19 protein-coding genes are annotated in these 15650 nt (G+C 65.8%); 9 read left to right on the top strand and 10 right to left on the bottom strand.

Features of this window, described 5'->3' with window-relative positions; genetic code table 11:
* Positions 1 to 9: 9 nt before the first annotated feature.
* Together ASE14_RS01000 and ASE14_RS00995 are read right to left on the bottom strand one after the other, a co-directional pair.
* The gene (locus tag ASE14_RS01000; protein WP_056649512.1) at positions 10 to 315 is read right to left on the bottom strand and encodes a transcriptional regulator; all 306 of its coding nucleotides are present in this window, start codon (positions 313 to 315) and stop codon (positions 10 to 12) included.
* The gene (locus ASE14_RS00995) at positions 315 to 1427 is read right to left on the bottom strand and encodes a hypothetical protein (RefSeq protein WP_157372702.1); all 1113 of its coding nucleotides are present in this window, start codon (positions 1425 to 1427) and stop codon (positions 315 to 317) included. The genes ASE14_RS01000 and ASE14_RS00995 overlap by 1 nt, the downstream gene beginning before the upstream one ends.
* Here ASE14_RS00995 and ASE14_RS00990 point away from each other — a divergent pair.
* On the top strand, positions 1342 to 2286 hold the full coding sequence (locus tag ASE14_RS00990; protein WP_369816450.1) for an alpha/beta hydrolase: 945 nt from the start codon (positions 1342 to 1344) through the stop codon (positions 2284 to 2286). The two genes, ASE14_RS00995 and ASE14_RS00990, sit on opposite strands and share 86 nt — an antisense overlap.
* Positions 2287 to 2407: 121 nt before the next feature.
* Here the strand turns inward: ASE14_RS00990 and ASE14_RS00985 are convergent, their stop codons facing one another.
* The 3 genes from ASE14_RS00985 to ASE14_RS00975 form a co-directional block, all read right to left on the bottom strand.
* Positions 2408 to 2872 carry a CAP domain-containing protein gene (locus ASE14_RS00985; protein ID WP_200953237.1) on the bottom strand — a complete coding sequence of 155 codons (465 nt, stop codon included), beginning with the start codon at positions 2870 to 2872 and terminating at the stop codon, positions 2408 to 2410.
* A 444-nt stretch (positions 2873 to 3316) separates the two neighbouring features.
* A complete protein-coding gene (locus tag ASE14_RS00980; protein ID WP_056649503.1) occupies positions 3317 to 4258 on the bottom strand; it encodes a hypothetical protein in 942 nt (313 codons plus the stop codon).
* Between the two features lie 98 nt (positions 4259 to 4356).
* The gene (locus ASE14_RS00975) at positions 4357 to 5232 is read right to left on the bottom strand and encodes a DUF1266 domain-containing protein (protein ID WP_056649500.1); all 876 of its coding nucleotides are present in this window, start codon (positions 5230 to 5232) and stop codon (positions 4357 to 4359) included.
* A 143-nt stretch (positions 5233 to 5375) separates the two neighbouring features.
* On the opposite strand from ASE14_RS00975, the gene ASE14_RS00970 reads away from it, so the two are divergent.
* From ASE14_RS00970 to ASE14_RS00950, 5 genes are all read left to right on the top strand, one after another.
* The gene (locus ASE14_RS00970) at positions 5376 to 6041 is read left to right on the top strand and encodes a TetR/AcrR family transcriptional regulator (protein ID WP_082599885.1); all 666 of its coding nucleotides are present in this window, start codon (positions 5376 to 5378) and stop codon (positions 6039 to 6041) included.
* A 500-nt stretch (positions 6042 to 6541) separates the two neighbouring features.
* Positions 6542 to 7720, top strand: coding sequence for a sensor histidine kinase (locus ASE14_RS00965; protein ID WP_082599883.1), 1179 nt, complete (start codon positions 6542 to 6544; stop codon positions 7718 to 7720).
* The gene (locus ASE14_RS00960; RefSeq protein ID WP_056651592.1) at positions 7710 to 8372 is read left to right on the top strand and encodes a response regulator transcription factor; all 663 of its coding nucleotides are present in this window, start codon (positions 7710 to 7712) and stop codon (positions 8370 to 8372) included. Before ASE14_RS00965 ends, ASE14_RS00960 begins: the two co-directional genes overlap by 11 nt.
* A 222-nt stretch (positions 8373 to 8594) precedes the next feature.
* Positions 8595 to 9782, top strand: coding sequence for a serine hydrolase (locus ASE14_RS00955; RefSeq protein ID WP_056649494.1), 1188 nt, complete (start codon positions 8595 to 8597; stop codon positions 9780 to 9782).
* Positions 9783 to 10176: 394 nt separating this feature from the next.
* Positions 10177 to 10647, top strand: a complete 471-nt coding sequence (locus ASE14_RS00950; RefSeq protein WP_056649492.1) for a hypothetical protein — start codon at positions 10177 to 10179, stop codon at positions 10645 to 10647.
* On the opposite strand, the gene ASE14_RS21380 is transcribed toward ASE14_RS00950, so the two are convergent.
* The 4 genes from ASE14_RS21380 to ASE14_RS00935 all read right to left on the bottom strand — a co-directional run bounded on the left by ASE14_RS21380 (position 10644) and on the right by ASE14_RS00935 (position 13437).
* A complete protein-coding gene (locus ASE14_RS21380) occupies positions 10644 to 10931 on the bottom strand; it encodes an ROK family protein (RefSeq protein WP_162257683.1) in 288 nt (95 codons plus the stop codon). The two genes, ASE14_RS00950 and ASE14_RS21380, sit on opposite strands and share 4 nt — an antisense overlap.
* Before the next feature lie 218 nt (positions 10932 to 11149).
* Positions 11150 to 11749 carry a hypothetical protein gene (locus ASE14_RS00945; RefSeq protein ID WP_157372701.1) on the bottom strand — a complete coding sequence of 200 codons (600 nt, stop codon included), beginning with the start codon at positions 11747 to 11749 and terminating at the stop codon, positions 11150 to 11152.
* Between the two features lie 218 nt (positions 11750 to 11967).
* Positions 11968 to 12444: a hypothetical protein gene (locus ASE14_RS00940; RefSeq protein ID WP_056651587.1), complete on the bottom strand. Its 477-nt coding sequence runs from the start codon at positions 12442 to 12444 to the stop codon at positions 11968 to 11970.
* A 249-nt stretch (positions 12445 to 12693) separates the two neighbouring features.
* Positions 12694 to 13437 carry a nucleotidyltransferase domain-containing protein gene (locus tag ASE14_RS00935; RefSeq protein WP_162257682.1) on the bottom strand — a complete coding sequence of 248 codons (744 nt, stop codon included), beginning with the start codon at positions 13435 to 13437 and terminating at the stop codon, positions 12694 to 12696.
* Positions 13438 to 13916: 479 nt separating this feature from the next.
* Between ASE14_RS00935 and ASE14_RS00930 the strand changes: the two genes are divergently transcribed.
* From ASE14_RS00930 to ASE14_RS20255, 3 genes are all read left to right on the top strand, one after another.
* The gene (locus ASE14_RS00930; RefSeq protein WP_056649483.1) at positions 13917 to 14216 is read left to right on the top strand and encodes a hypothetical protein; all 300 of its coding nucleotides are present in this window, start codon (positions 13917 to 13919) and stop codon (positions 14214 to 14216) included.
* Positions 14217 to 14445: 229 nt separating this feature from the next.
* Positions 14446 to 14772 (top strand): hypothetical protein, encoded by a 327-nt coding sequence (locus ASE14_RS00925; protein ID WP_056649479.1) that lies wholly within the window; start codon positions 14446 to 14448, stop codon positions 14770 to 14772.
* A 36-nt stretch (positions 14773 to 14808) separates the two neighbouring features.
* Positions 14809 to 15141 (top strand): hypothetical protein, encoded by a 333-nt coding sequence (locus ASE14_RS20255; protein WP_157372700.1) that lies wholly within the window; start codon positions 14809 to 14811, stop codon positions 15139 to 15141.
* Positions 15142 to 15255: 114 nt separating this feature from the next.
* On the opposite strand, the gene ASE14_RS00920 is transcribed toward ASE14_RS20255, so the two are convergent.
* Entirely contained in the window at positions 15256 to 15624 is a 369-nt protein-coding gene (locus tag ASE14_RS00920) for a hypothetical protein (RefSeq protein ID WP_056649476.1), read from the bottom strand.
* Positions 15625 to 15650 lie beyond the last annotated feature (26 nt).

The following is a 15650-nucleotide window of genomic DNA, read 5'->3' as shown; positions in this document are numbered from 1 at the left end:
TGCTCGCAGTCAGGGATCTCGTGTGCCGCCGGTGATTGCTCGGAGGGCGCGAACATGAGCCGCGAGAGCGCGACGGCCCCGAACCGTGGAGGCGACCCAGGTGCGGGGCCTGTTGCTGACCGTCCCCTTCGCGACGTGAACGTAGCCGACCCGCTCGAGGTAGCTGATGGCCTTGCTCAGTACCGAATCATCGACTTCGAGCAGGCTCCGCAGGGTCGCGAAGTCGAGCTCGGCGTCTCCGGTGAGCGCGGCCATCAGGGACAGTCTGACCGGGGTGAGGAGTGCCTCGTCAAGGTCATGGCGGGGATGCGACATCACCGCCTCCGAGGGATGAACGCCGCGACGGCGATGATGCCGGCGACCACGACGCCGCACACGACCGAGGCGACCACCGGGACAGTTCCGACCAGCGCGAGCACGACCGCGAGAACGTACATGACCGCGACGGCGGCGCCGTAGGCGCACCACTGGGTCCGGCCCCATTCATACCCCGCCCGACCGACACCCCACCGCGCACCGGGAGCAGCAGACGCAACCACGAGCACCACAAAACCCGGCATCGAGACGAACGTGAGGGCAAGCGGAACCGATGCCAGAGCGGTCGAGAGCCCCAGGAACAGACCAACCGCCACCGTGACGATCCGTGCCGACCGGCTCAGTGGCTCCGCTCGCCACGGATCGGCAGCCGATTGGACTCCGTGAGTGCGGAGCAGGAGGAGTGCCGGGCGCGTTCCCAGCATCAGGAGCGCGGCGCCCGCCACGACGATCGCCACCCACCACGGGTAACCAGGCCCGAAGATCGCCACGCCCACCAGCACCACACTCCCCGCGAGCAGGAGCGCGACCGCTGCTCCGAACGTGCCGCGAAAGCGCAGCCGCGCGCTGAAGCGCTCACGCGTCCCTGCGACGAGAAGGGAGTAGATCAAGGCGGTGGGAAGCAGGAGCCCAATCGTGATCGTGCCCGTTCCCGCGGATACCCCACTGGACAGGAAGAACACACAGACCCCGACGTAGGCGCTCATCATGACCGCACCCCAGAGCAAGAGCCACGCGAAAGGGCGCGGCAGGCCGTCAGCCCTCGCCTGCACCCGCTCGACCGTTTCGAGCGCGGCATCTCGACCGAGTGATTCACTTTCCATCTGGAAAGTATATGCGCGCCCACGAGCGGCGGGATGCTGAGTCTCGACCGCGAGGCGGAGCCCGACGAACGCATCGTCTGTCGCGACGGAAACGGTCGATGGTCGTTGAATCCGAGCGAGCTGTGAGGGCGCGGCATCGGTCTGGCGAACAATGGCCGGATGCGTAGCTCCGTCCAGGAACGTCTCAACGGGCAGCTTGACGATGGCGACAATCCCAACCAAGGTGCCGGTCGAGGCAACCCAGATGATGCCGAGCGTGATCCCTGCTGCCGCTATGGTCGACTGCATGGCCGCGTCTTCTCCTGGTGTGAGCGAGCCGAGGATTCTTGACGCGTCCGCGTCCGGGCCGTACCGTCCAGTCCCGATTCGTTGGTACCGACCAGTCGAGAGTGAAGTGACGGGGCCTGCCCCGACGATGGTCTGGGCCCATGGCGGAGGGTTCTTCGCCGGCGGCCTCGACCAGCCTGAAGCTCATGACGTCGCCCGGGCGCTCGCACGACGGGGGCTCACCGTTGTGACGGTGGACTATCGACTCGCACCGCTTCCTGGTCTGAGCTGGGCAAACGGCACGAGCGGGCAGTCCAGGGCCCGGTTCCCCATTCCGGTGGACGACGTACTCACAGCGTTTCGAAGCGTGAGCAGTCAGTGCCCGGGTGACGTGATCCTCGGTGGAGCGAGCGCAGGAGCGTGCCTCGCCTCCGCAGCGGCACTCCGAGCCGTCGACGCGGGTCACGACCCGAGGGGTGTGGTTCTCGCGTACGGGTTCTTCCACTCTTCGCACCCCCGGTCACGGGAGATCCAGCGGCGGGTGCGCGGCCACCGCAGGCTCACGCATTCCCGGTGGCCGCTCGACCTCATGAACCGCAACTACGCGGGCTCGCAGCTCGCACTGACTGACCGGATCGCCTTCCCCGGGGGTCACGACCTCGACGGGTTCCCGCCGACGCTCATGATCAACGCAGACCGTGACGCCATGCGCGCGTCCGGCGACCAGTTCGCGACGGAGCTCATCGCCGCGGGAGTCGATGTCGAGCATCACGTCCTCCCAGAAACCCGTCACGCATTCCTGAACCGTCCGCGCCTCGATGCCTTCACGACCGCCATCGATCTCATCGCCTCATGGTCATGGCGCCGTGTAGCACGGTAACCACTGCGACTGTCCGGCCCCACTGACGAAATCACGGTGACGCTGACTCGGACGATGGCGGCGACGACAAACTTCCAGCCCTCGCGATCACAGCACGGCCAGGCTCGGTCGCCCGCCCCGGTCAGTAGCCGAAGAGCTGCGTCCACCACGGTCCGCCCGGCCCGTCGTGAACCCCTGTGCCGAGCTTGGTGAACTCGCAGTTCACGATGTTCGCCCGGTGACCGGGGCTGTTCATCCACGCGTCCATGGCCGCAGCGGCATCCGCCTGTCCGAGCGCGATGTTCTCGCCGCCCGCGTAGGAGATCCCCGCTGCGCCGGCGCGGTCCCACGGGCTCTGCCCGTCCGGGTTGGTGTGATCGAAGAAGTCGCGAGCGGCCATGTCAGCGGAGTGGGCGCTGGCGACGCCGGCAAGTCCCGGATCGGCCGCGACCGCCGCGCACCCCGCCGAGGCGCGCTGTTCGTTGACGATTGCGAGCACGGCGTCCGCGGCGCCGACATCCCCCGAGACCGGCGCGGGAGCGACCTCCGCCGGCGGAACGGGTGCAGGTACGGGTGTGGCCGCATCCGTCGGACTCGGAGCGGACAACAGGCTGGGATCCGAGTTCGTCCCGGGCCGAGGACGCGCCGTGCCATCACCCACGGAACCGGCTTGCGCGCCGGACACGGCAGAGTCGGCCGTCGATGCGCCCCCGCCGAAACCGCTGCCGAGCACTCCTGCAGAGATCGACACCGCGCCGAGAAGGAGCACGGCTCCCCCAGCGACGAGTGCGACTCGCCTCCGCGTCCAGCCTGTGGTCAGCGAGCGTCGCCCCATCCGTGCTCCTGACTTCGATCTCTCGTTACTTCACTCGAATACGGACAACGTGATGATAGCGGCGCAGCTCCCCGACCGACGATACATCCTCGCCGAGCGTGGCCCATGCAGCGTTCTAAGCGGGACTTCTCGAAGGGCACCCGCCCCGCCCGCGTTCGCGGGCGACGTCGAGGTTGGTCCCGAACCGAGATGCTGAGTTTGCATGTCCGGAGGGGTTCACCGCGCGACGCCCAGAGAACGGAGGAGGTCGCCGCCGAACAGGGTGGCCACGATCACGCCGCATGAGAGCAGCACCATGCTCGCCGTGACGGCCACTGCGAGCAGGGAGAGACCCCGGCCCGCGAGCCGCTGACCGCGGAGGCCAACGCTCACGCCGGACTTCGCAGCCAACGCGCCGGCCGCGTCGTCGCGATATCGGTGAGTACGGCGAGCGAACCTGCGATGGAACTCCTCGGCGACCACGAGCGCCGCAGACATCGTCTGCGGTCGGTCGAACCGGGTGCCATACGGCAGATAGATGTAGAGCTGCCGACCCACGAGCTCGATCTCCGTCCCCGAACCGAGGTCGACGACCCGAGCCATCAGGTCCGGCGTGAAGATGTAGAGCGCATCACGCTCGTATCCCTCTGGAACGATCAGCGTGAAGGTGCGGGCGAAGTCGCCCTCGAGTGCGAGGCGCGCCGCACCCCGCCCGAGGCCGAGCGTGGGAACGATGCTGCGCCGACGATTCTTCAGCACGATATGCGGCACCGAGGCGGGGAGCGGCAACTCCATGAAAGCGAACGGTCGTTGGATCGTCGCCGCCTCCCGTCCACTGGCGATCGAGAAGTGACGTCCCAGCTCGAACGGCATCCTCGGATCGTCGCATGCCACGACTCCACGTTCTCGGCTGCGAACCGCACGCGTGAAGGCCGAACCGGTTCGCCGCGCGCCATCGAGGGTATCGGCGAACGTCCACCTGTTTCCCCATGCGAACGCTGCGAGCTTCGCCCGGCGCGAAAGATCGACCGCGAACCAGACGAACGACACCGCAGCCAAGACGGCGTAGACAACCGCGAAGATTCCGACCACCGGGGCGGCGGAGAGGATGCCGATGGCGTTCAGCCACCACGTCACGGCCCCCATCGCCGCGGCGAAGGCGACGACCAGTAGAAGCACGACGAGGAACCTCCGGTAGACCGGTATCCGGCATGTTCGCTCGTACCGCAGGATGTCGCGGATCCCCGCCCCGCCATGGAGCGCACTCAGATCGACGGTTACAGGGTCCAAGGCAGCGATGCCCACGGCCCAAGGCGCTTCTCCGAGCAGGCCGCGGCGATCTCGGAGGCGGGGTCGCCGAGCCTGGAGAAGGTCTTGTCGTCGATGTTGCCGTCCGACCAGTGCATCACGCGCCCCACGACGTAGCTGAGCCCGAACTCGGGCCACGACGAGAAGGCGGGGCGGGCCACGGCGTTCACCTCGTGGATGATCGCTCGCCCCTCGGCCTCGGTCGCATGACCGAGGGCGACGCCCCAAGTCGCGAGCGCCACGGCTTGCCCGAACGCGTAGCCATCGAAGGTCGTCACGACCGTGGCGGGCGTGACGACGCCTTTGCCCGCCGCCTTGCGGGTCTCCTGCTCGAGTTGCTCGACAGCGTTCACGAAGGCCTTCGCGCTGCGCTTGTCGGTGCCCCCGGCTTCGGTGATGGCCGAGAGCCACTCCTTGGTCTTCGGCGCACGCCCGAGCTGCTCGATGAGATCAGCGCGGACGGCGAGGTACAGCGTCCAGACCTCGCGACGCCGCCGTTCCTTCATCAGACGATCGATAGTTTCGAGCCAGCTCTCTCGATCGTCGACGCCCCACTGATCCACGAGACGCGCCGTCCACTTCTCGGTGAGATGCGATGCGGTCGGGTCGTTCCAGTGCCCCACCGGGTCCGAGCGGATCTGCAGAAAACCGAGCGCCAGCTCGTCGGCCTCGGTGCCCGTCGTGGGATACCCGTCGAGCGCTCGAACCTTCGCATCGGGCAGGAGCCAGCCCAGCAGGACGAGCAACACGATCACGCCGATGATGAGGTAGACCCACCACTGCCCGAGGAGCCATCCGATGATGTCGCCGAAATTGTTGAGGTCGACACGTGCGGCAGGGCGCATGGGTGCTCCTAGACTTGATGGGAAACGATGTTTCGAGTGGGCAGCGTTGACTGAATACACGTTCAGTCAACAAATATAGGGGTGCAGCGACCGTTCCTGGAACCGTCCGGGCGCCGCGACTTGCGAGAAGGGTGAGATAGCGCATGTCTCGTTCGGCAGATCGCGACCGGGAATCACGAGAACGCTCGCGTGAGGCGATCATCACGGCCGCGTTCGAGCTCTTCGGCACCCGCGGCTACCACGAGTCGACCATCGCGCAGATCACCAGCCGAGCTGGCGTCTCGCAGGGACTCGCCAACTACCACTTCGGGGGAAAGGAACAGCTCGTCGCAGCGGTGCTCGACCGCTGGTTCGCCGAATTCCTCGCGATCGCGCAGATGCCCGGGACGGCGGACGAGCGCCTGGCGGGAGTCATCGATTCGGTGCTCATCGCTGTGGTCACCGCGCTCCCGCAACAGCGCATCATCCTGTCGCTGTCGATCCAACCGTCGACGCACCGCATCTTCGCAGAAGCGGAACGCCGCAACCTCGATCCGATTCGAGCCTTCGAGGAGGCCGTGCGCGCCATCTTCCGCGACCGCGGCGCCGACGATCCCGCGGTCGAAGAGGTGATGCTCCGCAGCGTGCTCGAGGGGGTGATCGTCAAGTACGCCATCTACGGAGACACCTATCCGATTCAGGCCGCCCGTCGCTGGCTCTACCGAACATACGAGCTGCCGAATCCTCGAGACCTCTCGGCCGCCCGGAACGACGCCGATGAGCCAAGACTGCGCTCCAGCGCCGGCGATGACGAGCCGGCGAGCGATTAGACCGCCGTCGGTACCTCCGCGAAGGCGCGCACCGAGAAGGGTGTCGAACCCGGCGCCGCGACGGCACACCCTGAAACGTGCGCCGTGCACGGTGCACGGTGCACCGGCAGCATATCGAGCGTGGTGAGATGGTCCACCACGTGCATGCCCGCGGCGAGCATCCTTGAGTGCGCCGGCCGGTCCCGCCGCCCGACTCGGTATCGCCGATGTTCAGCGCGATATGCTCAGCAACGAGGCCCGCACGCTCGTCGGGCGCGTGCGCGCTACCACACGTGTAGATGACCTGCGATCTCGGCCGTCCCTGGCGAAACACGTGGGAGCTGGGCCCAGTGAACCCCGTCGAAAGTTGGGAAAGCGTCACGCCACCGTTGACCCCGCAATGACCGGGTTGGGAGCGAGCTGGGCGCCGCGCCCAACCTGGCGCGATCGAAAGGAGACTCCATGGCCGGAGCTGAGCGCGGAGATGGCCTGGCGGGACTGAACGGCGGGGTGCGTGGGCGATGAGTGTAAGTGAATTGCAGCGGCTCCACGAGCCTCGAGGCATCCGCGATGCGCTTGTGAACGCCATGTTCGTCGTCGCGGGCGTGGTTTGGGTGATCGTCGTCGCGCTGGACGCGTCCGAGCTCGGCGAACCATTGCCCGCACTCGAGTTGCTGACGGGTCTTTTCGTCAGTGCTCTGCTCGTCTTGCGGCGGCGAGCTCCTGTGAGCGTTGCTGTGGCAGCAATTCTCGGCTCGGCGTTCGCCCCGACCGCGGGCGGCGCCGCATTCCTGGCGGTGTTCTCGCTCGCGGTGCACCGTTCGCCGCGCTGGACACTTCCGTTCGGCGTCGCTTTCGTCCTGGCGTCCGTCGTGAGCAGCATTCCTCGCGCTGGATGGAGCGCAGACAGCGCGGGCCAGATCATCTTCTCTGTCGTGCTCAGCGCGTTGGCGATTGTCGGGGGCTCGATGGTTCGCCATCGACGTCGCCTCATCCTCTCGCTCTTCGAGCTGGCCAGAAGCGCTGAGGCCGTCGAGCGGGCGCGTACCGATCAGGTGCGGGCAACGGAGCGCGCTCTGCTTGCCGGCGAGATGCACGATGTCCTCGCCCATCGCATGAGTCTTGTTGCGATCCATGCCGGTGCCCTCGAATACGCCGTCGATCTCCCTCCCGACGATGTATGCCGTGCTGCCGGGGTCATCCGCGCCGGCGTCCATCAGACGCTCGTCGATCTCCGTGACATCATCGGCGTGCTTCGCGACGACTCCACGGACCTCGATACCCTGGGCCCGCCACCGACATTGGCTGAAGTGCATGTCCTCTTCGAGGAGAGCGAGAGCGCTGGGACCCCGGTTGACGCACTCATCCACATCGACGAGGTGCGCGACGCAGTTCCTCGTCAAGTCGACAGGACTGCATACCGCGTGGTCCAGGAGGGCCTGACCAATGCGCGGAAGCATGCCGGTACTGCGCCGGTATCCGTCGTGATCCGAGGTTCGGTGCGCGAGGGCTTGGCCGTACAGATCAGCCAGCCCTTGATTCCGGGGGAATCGGCTCTTCCCGGCTCGGAGAGCGGCCTCCTCGGGCTGAGCGAGCGTGCAGTTCTCGTCGGCGGATCGATCGAGTACGGCCGCCGCGGCGACGACTTCGTACTGTCGGCCCACTTCCCTCTGGAGATAGGTGCGCCGCATGGACCATGACATCCGGTTGCTACTCGTCGATGACGAGTGGCTCGTTCGTGCAGGTCTGCGAACAATGCTCGGCGGTCAACCGGGGATCACGATCGTGGGTGAAGCCGGCGATGGAACCGGTGTCGCCGAGCTCGCTCAGGCGAGCGGAGCCAACCTCGTGCTGATGGATATCCGCATGCCGAGAATGAACGGCGTGGAGGCGACCAAGGAGATCAGGGCGCTCGCCGACCCGCCGCACGTCGTCATACTGACGACCTTCGACCACGACAGTCTGGTCCTCCGCGCACTCCGAGCTGGCGCGAGCGGCTTCCTCCTGAAAGACATGCCGCCGCCTGAGCTGGTCGCAGCGATCCGAAGGATCACGGCCGGCGATCAGGTCCTTTCGCCGGCTGTGCTGCGAAAGCTGATCCTCCGATTCACTGAGCCCGGCCCGGCACCCGCCCGCGACAAGCACCTCGCCCTCCTGACGCCTGCGGAGCAGCGTATCGCCCTCGCGGTAACGCGCGGGCGATCAAACGCAGAGATCGCAGCGGAGCTTTCTGTTTCAGTGACCACGGTCAAGACACACGTCTCGAGCATCCTCGGCAAGCTTGGCGTCAGCAATCGAGTGCAGATCGCGCTGATGCTGAACGAGCATGCGCCCGCCGAGAGCCGAAGGTGACTCGCATCGACAGGCCTGGTCCGGAACACTCCGACGTCATCCCGAAGGATGAGGCCGCTCGGATGATCTTTGCCAACCCTCCCCCGCTCGATCGTTGAATTCACGCGACGCGTGGGTGAGCCACTGAGCGCACGCATGAGGCTCAGCGAGAGCATCGGAGGCGGACCTGCTCAACTGTGAGGACGCCGCTGCGAACTGCAGCTCACGGAAAGGCTCCTCGCAATGACCCACCAGAAGACGCTCCGACGCGTCGTCATGTCCGCAGCTCTTGCCGCTCTCCTGGCATCGAGCGTCGTCGCATGTGCCGGCAACAGTGGTGCGGGCGGAAGCCCTGCTCCGAGTCCGACCACGACGACATCGAACGGACCGATGGACGCAGCCACCACAGCCAAGCTCGATGCCATCATCGACAATGCGCTCACCACAACCGGCATCCCGGGGGCGATCGTCGGCATTTGGAGCCCCTCCGGCGATTACACGAGCGCAGCGGGAGTGGCCGATACGACGACCGGAGCGCCGATGACCACGGAGCTCGCCACCCGCATCGGCAGCGCGACGAAACCATTCACTGTGACCGTCGTGCTGCAGCTCGTCGATGAGGGCAAGGTCGAGCTCGACGACCCGATCTCCAAGTACGTCGAAGGCGTCACCGATGGGGACGAGATCACGGTGCGCCAGCTCGCCGGGATGCGCAGCGGGCTCCCTGAGTACAGCGCCACAGAGGCATTCGTTGCGGACTACCTGGCGGATACGGGGACCAGCTTCACCCCGCAACGCCTGCTCGGTTATGTGGCGGACCAGCCAGTCGGGTTCGCTCCAGGAACACAGTTCGAGTACTCCAACACCAACACGATTCTGCTCGGACTGCTGGTGGAGCGCGTCACCGGAGGGTCGCTGGCTGAGGCAATCACCGATCGAATTCTCAAGCCGCTCAAGCTCGAGCACACGCTCTTCCCGATCGGTAGCGAGATGCCTGATCCTCACGCGCGTGGCTACACGAACCAGACCGCCGACGGCTCGGTGGCGGATGCCACGGATTACAACCCGTCATGGGGCTGGGCAGCGGGCGCGATGAGCTCCAACCTCCAAGACCTCGGTCGGTGGGTTCCAGCTCTCGTGAACGGCGATCTCCTCTCCGCGGAGACCCAACGCGAGAGGCTGCGGACCGAGCCGATCGAAGAAGGAGACGACAGCGTCGGATACGGCCTCGGACTGTTCAACATCAACGGCTGGATCGGCCACAACGGGAGCCTTCCCGGATACAAGACCGTGACGGTCTATCTGCCGGAGCAGGAGACAACTCTCGTCGTGCTCATCAACACGGACATCGACGGCGAAACCGATCTCGTCGACGCGCTGATGGCCCCGATCACGGAACTCATCAGCCCCGCGCATATCTACGGCAACTGAGCCGGGTACCTCCCGCAAACACACGGCGACAGTTCTGCCCTTCCTCCGGTCGCATGCATTGACGCGGATCACTCACGTGAGACGAGAACGTCGGGATTCCAATGAGTTCGACTGGCGCGCCCGACTCGTTCGCCGTTCGCAGAAGTGCGTCCATCAACGTGAAGACCGGCAACACCGAGGGTCCGGTGATCGATCGATGGTCGAAGCTACGCATTTGCAACACCCGGGGCGATGCCGGACATCTCTCCTGTGAGCCGCCATGTCCGCGGCCGATTCCTGAAGGCGACCGCAGCCGACACGCTGCGGTCGTAGGAGACAGGGCTGGCACCGGGACTCTCTCACCCCGTGCCAGCCCTGACACATCCTTTACCGACTCGAACGTGAGAAGGGCACCATGGACACGCCATTCCGCACCGGCCCCACAGACCCGGCCCCGTGGATGAGCCGGCTGCAGTCCGCGATCGTCTGGCTGGTCCTCGTGGCCGGCACGGTCGGCGGACTCCTGTTCGCAGCGAATGCGGCGTTCTCATCACAGCCGGAAGTCGACCGATCCACCTACGTGAACCGGGTGTCCGAGCTGGATCCCGATGCTCAGGACCTCCCGATCGTGAAGCTCATTCCGGAGACGGCTCGCGACGTCAGGATCATCTGGCAGCCGGAGACCGGCGCCGCTGCCGCGGCGTGGAACACCCCAGCTGATGCGCCGCAGCCCGAGGGGTGCGAGACCGTGACCAACCCGGAAACACCGGCCTTCGCCCCTCGACTCGTCCATCTCGGTCCCGAGGAGTACACCGGGCTCGATTGCGGCGACTTCATCATCGCAACCCAGAGCGGCGGCACCTACGCCTGGACCGATGGCCGCTAGACGAGGCGCCAGATCATGGTTGTGCGCTGGCCCGCGTCACGAGCACCACCGCAAACGTATCCGCGCGAGCGGTGTCCGAAACGGGGTTCGAGAGCGAGTCTCGCGGCGCCGTGGGCAACGGAGTGCTCGCCGAAAACCGATACTGCTTGCGAAAGCCCGCCGCCCAAAACGACCAGTTGGGGATCGACGGCATGGGATAGCGCCGACGCTCCAAGTGCGAGCGCCCGAGCCACCTTGTGAACGACAGCGCGGGCGCGTGCGTCATGCTCTGCCGCGGCGAACAACTCAGGAGCGCCGTCGGAACGAACACCCGTCTTGTACTCGGCGGGCGGCGGCCAGATCCGACATGGCGTCCGGCCATTCCAACATCCGCATCATGCCGATCTCGCCGGCGATACCGTGCCTGCCCCGCAGCACCTGGCCGCCGACCATCACGCTGGATCCGAGACGCTTTCCCTACACGTCAGCCGGCTGAGCCGAATCTGGCTGTCGTCCCTCGCTCCTAGTCGGTGTCAATCGACACCACGTTGCCCGCGAGGTCAGCACGCACCGACCCGGTCTCGCCGAACTCGGTTTCGACGTGAACGGAGACCTCGGGCACGTCGGCGACAACAGAGTCGGGGCCGTACGCGAGCCTGATCATGATCGCGCTGACCGCACCGTCGGCCAGGCCGACCATCTCCGGCGCGTCGGGGAGCAGCGCCATCGTCTGCACTGCATCGAATTCGCGGAGGTCGATCAGCCCCGTGGACTCCTCGGCAGACCTCGTGCCCTTGCGGGACTCGGTGAAGCCGCCGTCGTACTTGTAGGTGATGGTGCGTGAGGCATCGCCATCGACCGGCACCTCGACGGTCGCGTAGCTCTCGGAGAGATACGCCTCGACGACCTCGGTGGTGCCGAACTCCTCATCGACATCGTCGACGAATGCTTCGAGCCCCTCGGCCGTCCACATCTTCGGCTGCCCGAGAGTGAACACGTTCGTTCCCGACATGACGAGCCAGCCCGCTATGCCGATGGCGGCAACCACGCTGACCGCTGCCAGCGCGACCACCTTCGGCCGGGACGTGCGCTGCTGCTCTGGCTCTGCTTCACGAACACTCATGTCGGAAGCGTGCCACATGCATTGCTCACGGTGAAGAAGGTTTCACCTCGAGCCGCGGACACGAGCTCGTGACACGAGGGCGGCCCGGCCGGTCGTCCGCCCATACGACAGCCTGGAAGACGCGCTCCGCGCGATCCACGAGGCGGTCGCGGTCGAGCGAAACGGCGCGCGAGACCTTTGCGTCCTTGCGCACTCCCGCACTCCCGCAGCCACGCGCGCTACGCCTCAACTGTGATATCGATGATCCGATGGTCGGCGCCGAGGCGCACGGCGGGCCAGTAGCCACCGAGGAAGTGCTCGCCGCAGGTGTCGGTGAAGTGGAGCACTACTCCGTCTGCGGTCGCCTCGATGGTCTCCAGCTTCAGGTCAGCCGCGGCATCCTCGAGTTCGTCGGCGCTCGGCTCGCCGTCGCCGAGTCGCTCCACAACGGCGTCGGTCGCCGTGCGGCCGAGTTCCGGGAACGCCGCGACCGTGACCTTCAATCGGCTGAGCAGTTGGCGGACTTCCTCGGGTTCAGTGGCGCGGACCATGCACTCGACCTCGGAACCGACCACGTCCGCGCTGCCGACGTACCAGTCGAACACGAGCGGCGGGCCCGCCTCCAGATGAGTGATCGCACGAGTGAAGGCGCCGAGCTCGGGATCGACGATATCTGGGATCTGCGGCAGCGCCGGGCTGTCGGAAGGACCAGTCATCGGCATATTCAACCACGGTCGATCAGCAGTCCTCGATTGCTCTGCCTCGCGACAAGAGCTACCGGTCGGTGACCAGCAGGATGTTGCAGTCGAGGTTGCGCACAGTGAAGATCAGGCGGACCGCGGAGCTCTGTTTGCGGTCGCCGCCTCGATGGGCTCCAGCATCGGCAGTGGCTCGTGAGCGGCAAATCGCGCCGCCTCATAGGCGGGTCTAGGAAACCGGCCGTCCGGGTGCCCGTGAGTCGCCTGTCAGCGAGCGCTACGAGTGTGACCGACCTGCAATCGTCCGCCCGCGCGAGCCAGCACACGGTCGGCGAGTTGCACCAGCGTTCCTCGGGTGCGGTGCGGATCCCGGGCCCATTCGACTAGCGCATACGCGTGCACATCGTCGAATTGCTGCAGCCGCCGTATCAGCCACTTTCCGAAACCCACCCACTGACCGTTCGTCATCAACAGAAGGCAGGCGGTGTTCTCGAAGACGCGCGATGCAATCGCGAACTCCTCGGCGGCATCGCTCCCAGCCGTCAGGTCGTCAACAGCCGCGGTCAGCTGGTATCGCCGCTCGGCAGACTCGGCGGTGCTCAGCGGTTCGGGGCCCGCGTCGAGTCGCGCACGGGCACGCTGTTGAAGCCCGGTCACAGTATCGGATCCCACGATCGGAATGCCACGGGCCCACATGTCGATAGCCACCGGCCTACGCTGCACGGTTTCACGATCAAACCAATCGGTCAGCGACGTCGGATCGTAGAGGAACGTTTCGATCAACCATCCTTCGCGCTCAAGCGTGATCGCAGAGTTGGCGGTCCGATCCGAGTAGTAGATTGCGATGTCGAGATCGGATGTCGATGTCGCAGTGCCGGCCGCAACGCTTCCCGCGAGGACTGCGGCTGACGCGGTGGGATGCTCCGCAGAGAGGAAACGCCGCGCAACCTCCAATGCATCAGCTCGCGTTGGATTCGCGGGAGCACGATCATGTTGCCCCTCAATGTTCATGCGGACCAACATACGCCGCCGCATGTAGGCGCCAATGGTTCGGGTGTCGCATCAAACGTGGCCTGCCAGGCGTCCCGAACGCGAGGCCTTCGAACTCGCGCTCCCGTCGCGATCTCGACACGTCCGAACCCCGCCGCGGAAGCCAGGAGTCGGAAGTCGAAGCTCGACGAGCCTGCATTCGTCGAGTTGACCGTGACCGTGTACCGGTTGCCTCGCAGTTCACCACGAAGGCGTGGGTGACCGCGGCTCCTGGATTGATCATGGTCGCTCTCGACGCTCATGCACGCAGTGAGCGCAGCGACGGTCAGAAGGGCGCACCCGTAGCTGCACGTGTGGTCGCGGGTTTGTATGGTCTCCTCGCTCCTTGTCCATCCCGGGCAGCAGAACCAGCACGAGGCATGAGGCGAACGGGCCCCCCAGCAGGCACAGCCGGCGGCGTCGCCATTGCCCACGCGGAGAGATCGACATAGCCTGCCAGCGTGGGGCTGGACAGAGACACCTGGTTCGCGATCGCACTCGCGGGGATCTTCGTCGCGCCGCTTTCCATCTGGTTCCTCTCGCTCCCGTGGATCGTGCAGGCCGAGAAGCGTCGTCAAGCACGAAGCGTCCAATCCGGAGTGATCGGCACGTTCGATGAGATCTTCCACCCCGAGGCTCACGCGGCCAACGTGATCTGGGAGGCGCAGAAGGAGCTTCCCGCACCATTGCCCCTGCCTGGCGACAAGGCGCTCAACAGCGGCCGCATCCGCATCGAGCTCCCGCCCGAGCTGCTGCGCTGAGAGCGAGGCTCTGCAGAGTGCTCGTCGCGCGCCGGCGGAGCGGTGTCGAAGAGGTGGTTCGCGGGCAACGGGGACTGCAGTCACCCTGCCGTGGCTGAGGCTTTCACCTCAATGTGACCTTGGTCGGATACCAATCGCCGGCGTGCGCGGTGAGGCTGGAACCCTCGATCGAAAGGAACTCGATGGTGGACGCCTGGGCGGACATGCTCTCCGGGAAACGCGTGAACGAATGAGCATCACCTCTGCCGAGTGGATCATCTTCTGGTTCCTCGTGGTGGCCGGTGTTCCGGCTCTTCTCGCAGTCATCTGGAGGTCGCTGAAGCAGCGGAGACGCTTCCGGGCCGCACGCTCCATGTGTCGCTGGGTGAGCACGTTGTGGGTGGTCGCGACCATCGTGGCGTTGATCGTGGTCGGGGCGGTGGCAGGGCACGGGAGCTGGTCGGCGTTGGCCGTGTGGATGGCGATCATCATCATCGGAGTCGCCGTGCTTCCGACGCTCATCATGACGCTCATCCTCAGCACGAACGAGTTCTATCCGGAGCTCAGGGAGCACTGATGGCGCGGACAGCCCTCGGATCGACAGGGAGCTGACGTGATCGCGTACATTCTCATCTTCCCCGTGCTGCTGCCAGTCGCGCTCGTTCTCGTTTGGCTTTGCATCAGGTCTGGGATGAGCGACAGGTACGTGGCTCATGGCTTCCTCTGCGTCGCTGCGGCAGTGAGCGCGCTGTGCCTTGTTGCGGGCATCGGACTCCCCCTCGGACAGCCGGACGGGCAAGCCGGTCCTGAAGGCAGCATTGGTGCCGGGCTGATTGGCGTCGTGCTCGTTTCCAACGGAGTCCTCGGCCTGTTTGCGACACTCGTGCTGGCCGCCATGCCATGGGCCGGACCTCGAGACATTGGTCCTGACCGACATCGATCCTGAGGACCCACCGCTCGGGGCACCCGACGTCAGAAGCAACCAACAGACGGATGACTCGGGAATCGCCATTCTCGCGATCAGGCATCCCGCGGGTTGTGATCGATTGCGCGGAGCTCCTCAGCCGCTCACGTTCGTGGGGCGAAGCGCCTCGAGTTCGCGGATCTGCTCACGAACTGACTGGATGATCTCCTGTTCGTCATCCCAGAGCTCCAAGAAGTCCTCGCCTTCCTCATCACGATCGATCAGGTTGTTGAGGAGCTCGATGCCTTCCGTGACGTGACCATCGAGTGCGGTGAGGTCGCCGGGCCAAATCATGGGGTGCCCCAACTTCTGCAGAATCCAGCAGGCCGCCCGGATCGCGTCGTAATTGTCGGCGTACTCGAACGCAGCTGTGATCTTCGCGTCCGCGTCGACCCCCTCGAAGAACCCCGTGAACCAGTCAGCGGCTCCGTCCGAGGTCGATGGATCCGTCCCCCATGCGCCCATGCGCCCATGCCTTCGATGACCATCAC

The organism is Agromyces sp. Root81 (genome assembly GCF_001429165.1).
Lineage (GTDB): Bacteria > Actinomycetota > Actinomycetes > Actinomycetales > Microbacteriaceae > Agromyces.
This window is presented reverse-complemented; position numbering and strand designations above follow the sequence as displayed.

Coding starts and splice junctions, on each gene's coding strand:
- ASE14_RS01000 (WP_056649512.1), bottom strand. CDS start 315: ATGTCGCATCCCCGCCATGACCTTGACGAGGCACTCCTCACCCCGGTC.
- ASE14_RS00990 (WP_369816450.1), top strand. CDS start 1,342: ATGGCGACAATCCCAACCAAGGTGCCGGTCGAGGCAACCCAGATGATG.
- ASE14_RS00995 (WP_157372702.1), bottom strand. CDS start 1,427: ATGCAGTCGACCATAGCGGCAGCAGGGATCACGCTCGGCATCATCTGG.
- ASE14_RS00975 (WP_056649500.1), bottom strand. CDS start 5,232: ATGCGCCCTGCCGCACGTGTCGACCTCAACAATTTCGGCGACATCATC.
- ASE14_RS00970 (WP_082599885.1), top strand. CDS start 5,376: ATGTCTCGTTCGGCAGATCGCGACCGGGAATCACGAGAACGCTCGCGT.
- ASE14_RS00965 (WP_082599883.1), top strand. CDS start 6,542: ATGAGTGTAAGTGAATTGCAGCGGCTCCACGAGCCTCGAGGCATCCGC.
- ASE14_RS00960 (WP_056651592.1), top strand. CDS start 7,710: ATGGACCATGACATCCGGTTGCTACTCGTCGATGACGAGTGGCTCGTT.
- ASE14_RS00955 (WP_056649494.1), top strand. CDS start 8,595: ATGACCCACCAGAAGACGCTCCGACGCGTCGTCATGTCCGCAGCTCTT.
- ASE14_RS00950 (WP_056649492.1), top strand. CDS start 10,177: ATGGACACGCCATTCCGCACCGGCCCCACAGACCCGGCCCCGTGGATG.
- ASE14_RS00945 (WP_157372701.1), bottom strand. CDS start 11,749: ATGAGTGTTCGTGAAGCAGAGCCAGAGCAGCAGCGCACGTCCCGGCCG.
- ASE14_RS00940 (WP_056651587.1), bottom strand. CDS start 12,444: ATGACTGGTCCTTCCGACAGCCCGGCGCTGCCGCAGATCCCAGATATC.
- ASE14_RS00935 (WP_162257682.1), bottom strand. CDS start 13,437: ATGAACATTGAGGGGCAACATGATCGTGCTCCCGCGAATCCAACGCGA.
- ASE14_RS00925 (WP_056649479.1), top strand. CDS start 14,446: ATGAGCATCACCTCTGCCGAGTGGATCATCTTCTGGTTCCTCGTGGTG.
- ASE14_RS00920 (WP_056649476.1), bottom strand. CDS start 15,624: ATGGGCGCATGGGGGACGGATCCATCGACCTCGGACGGAGCCGCTGAC.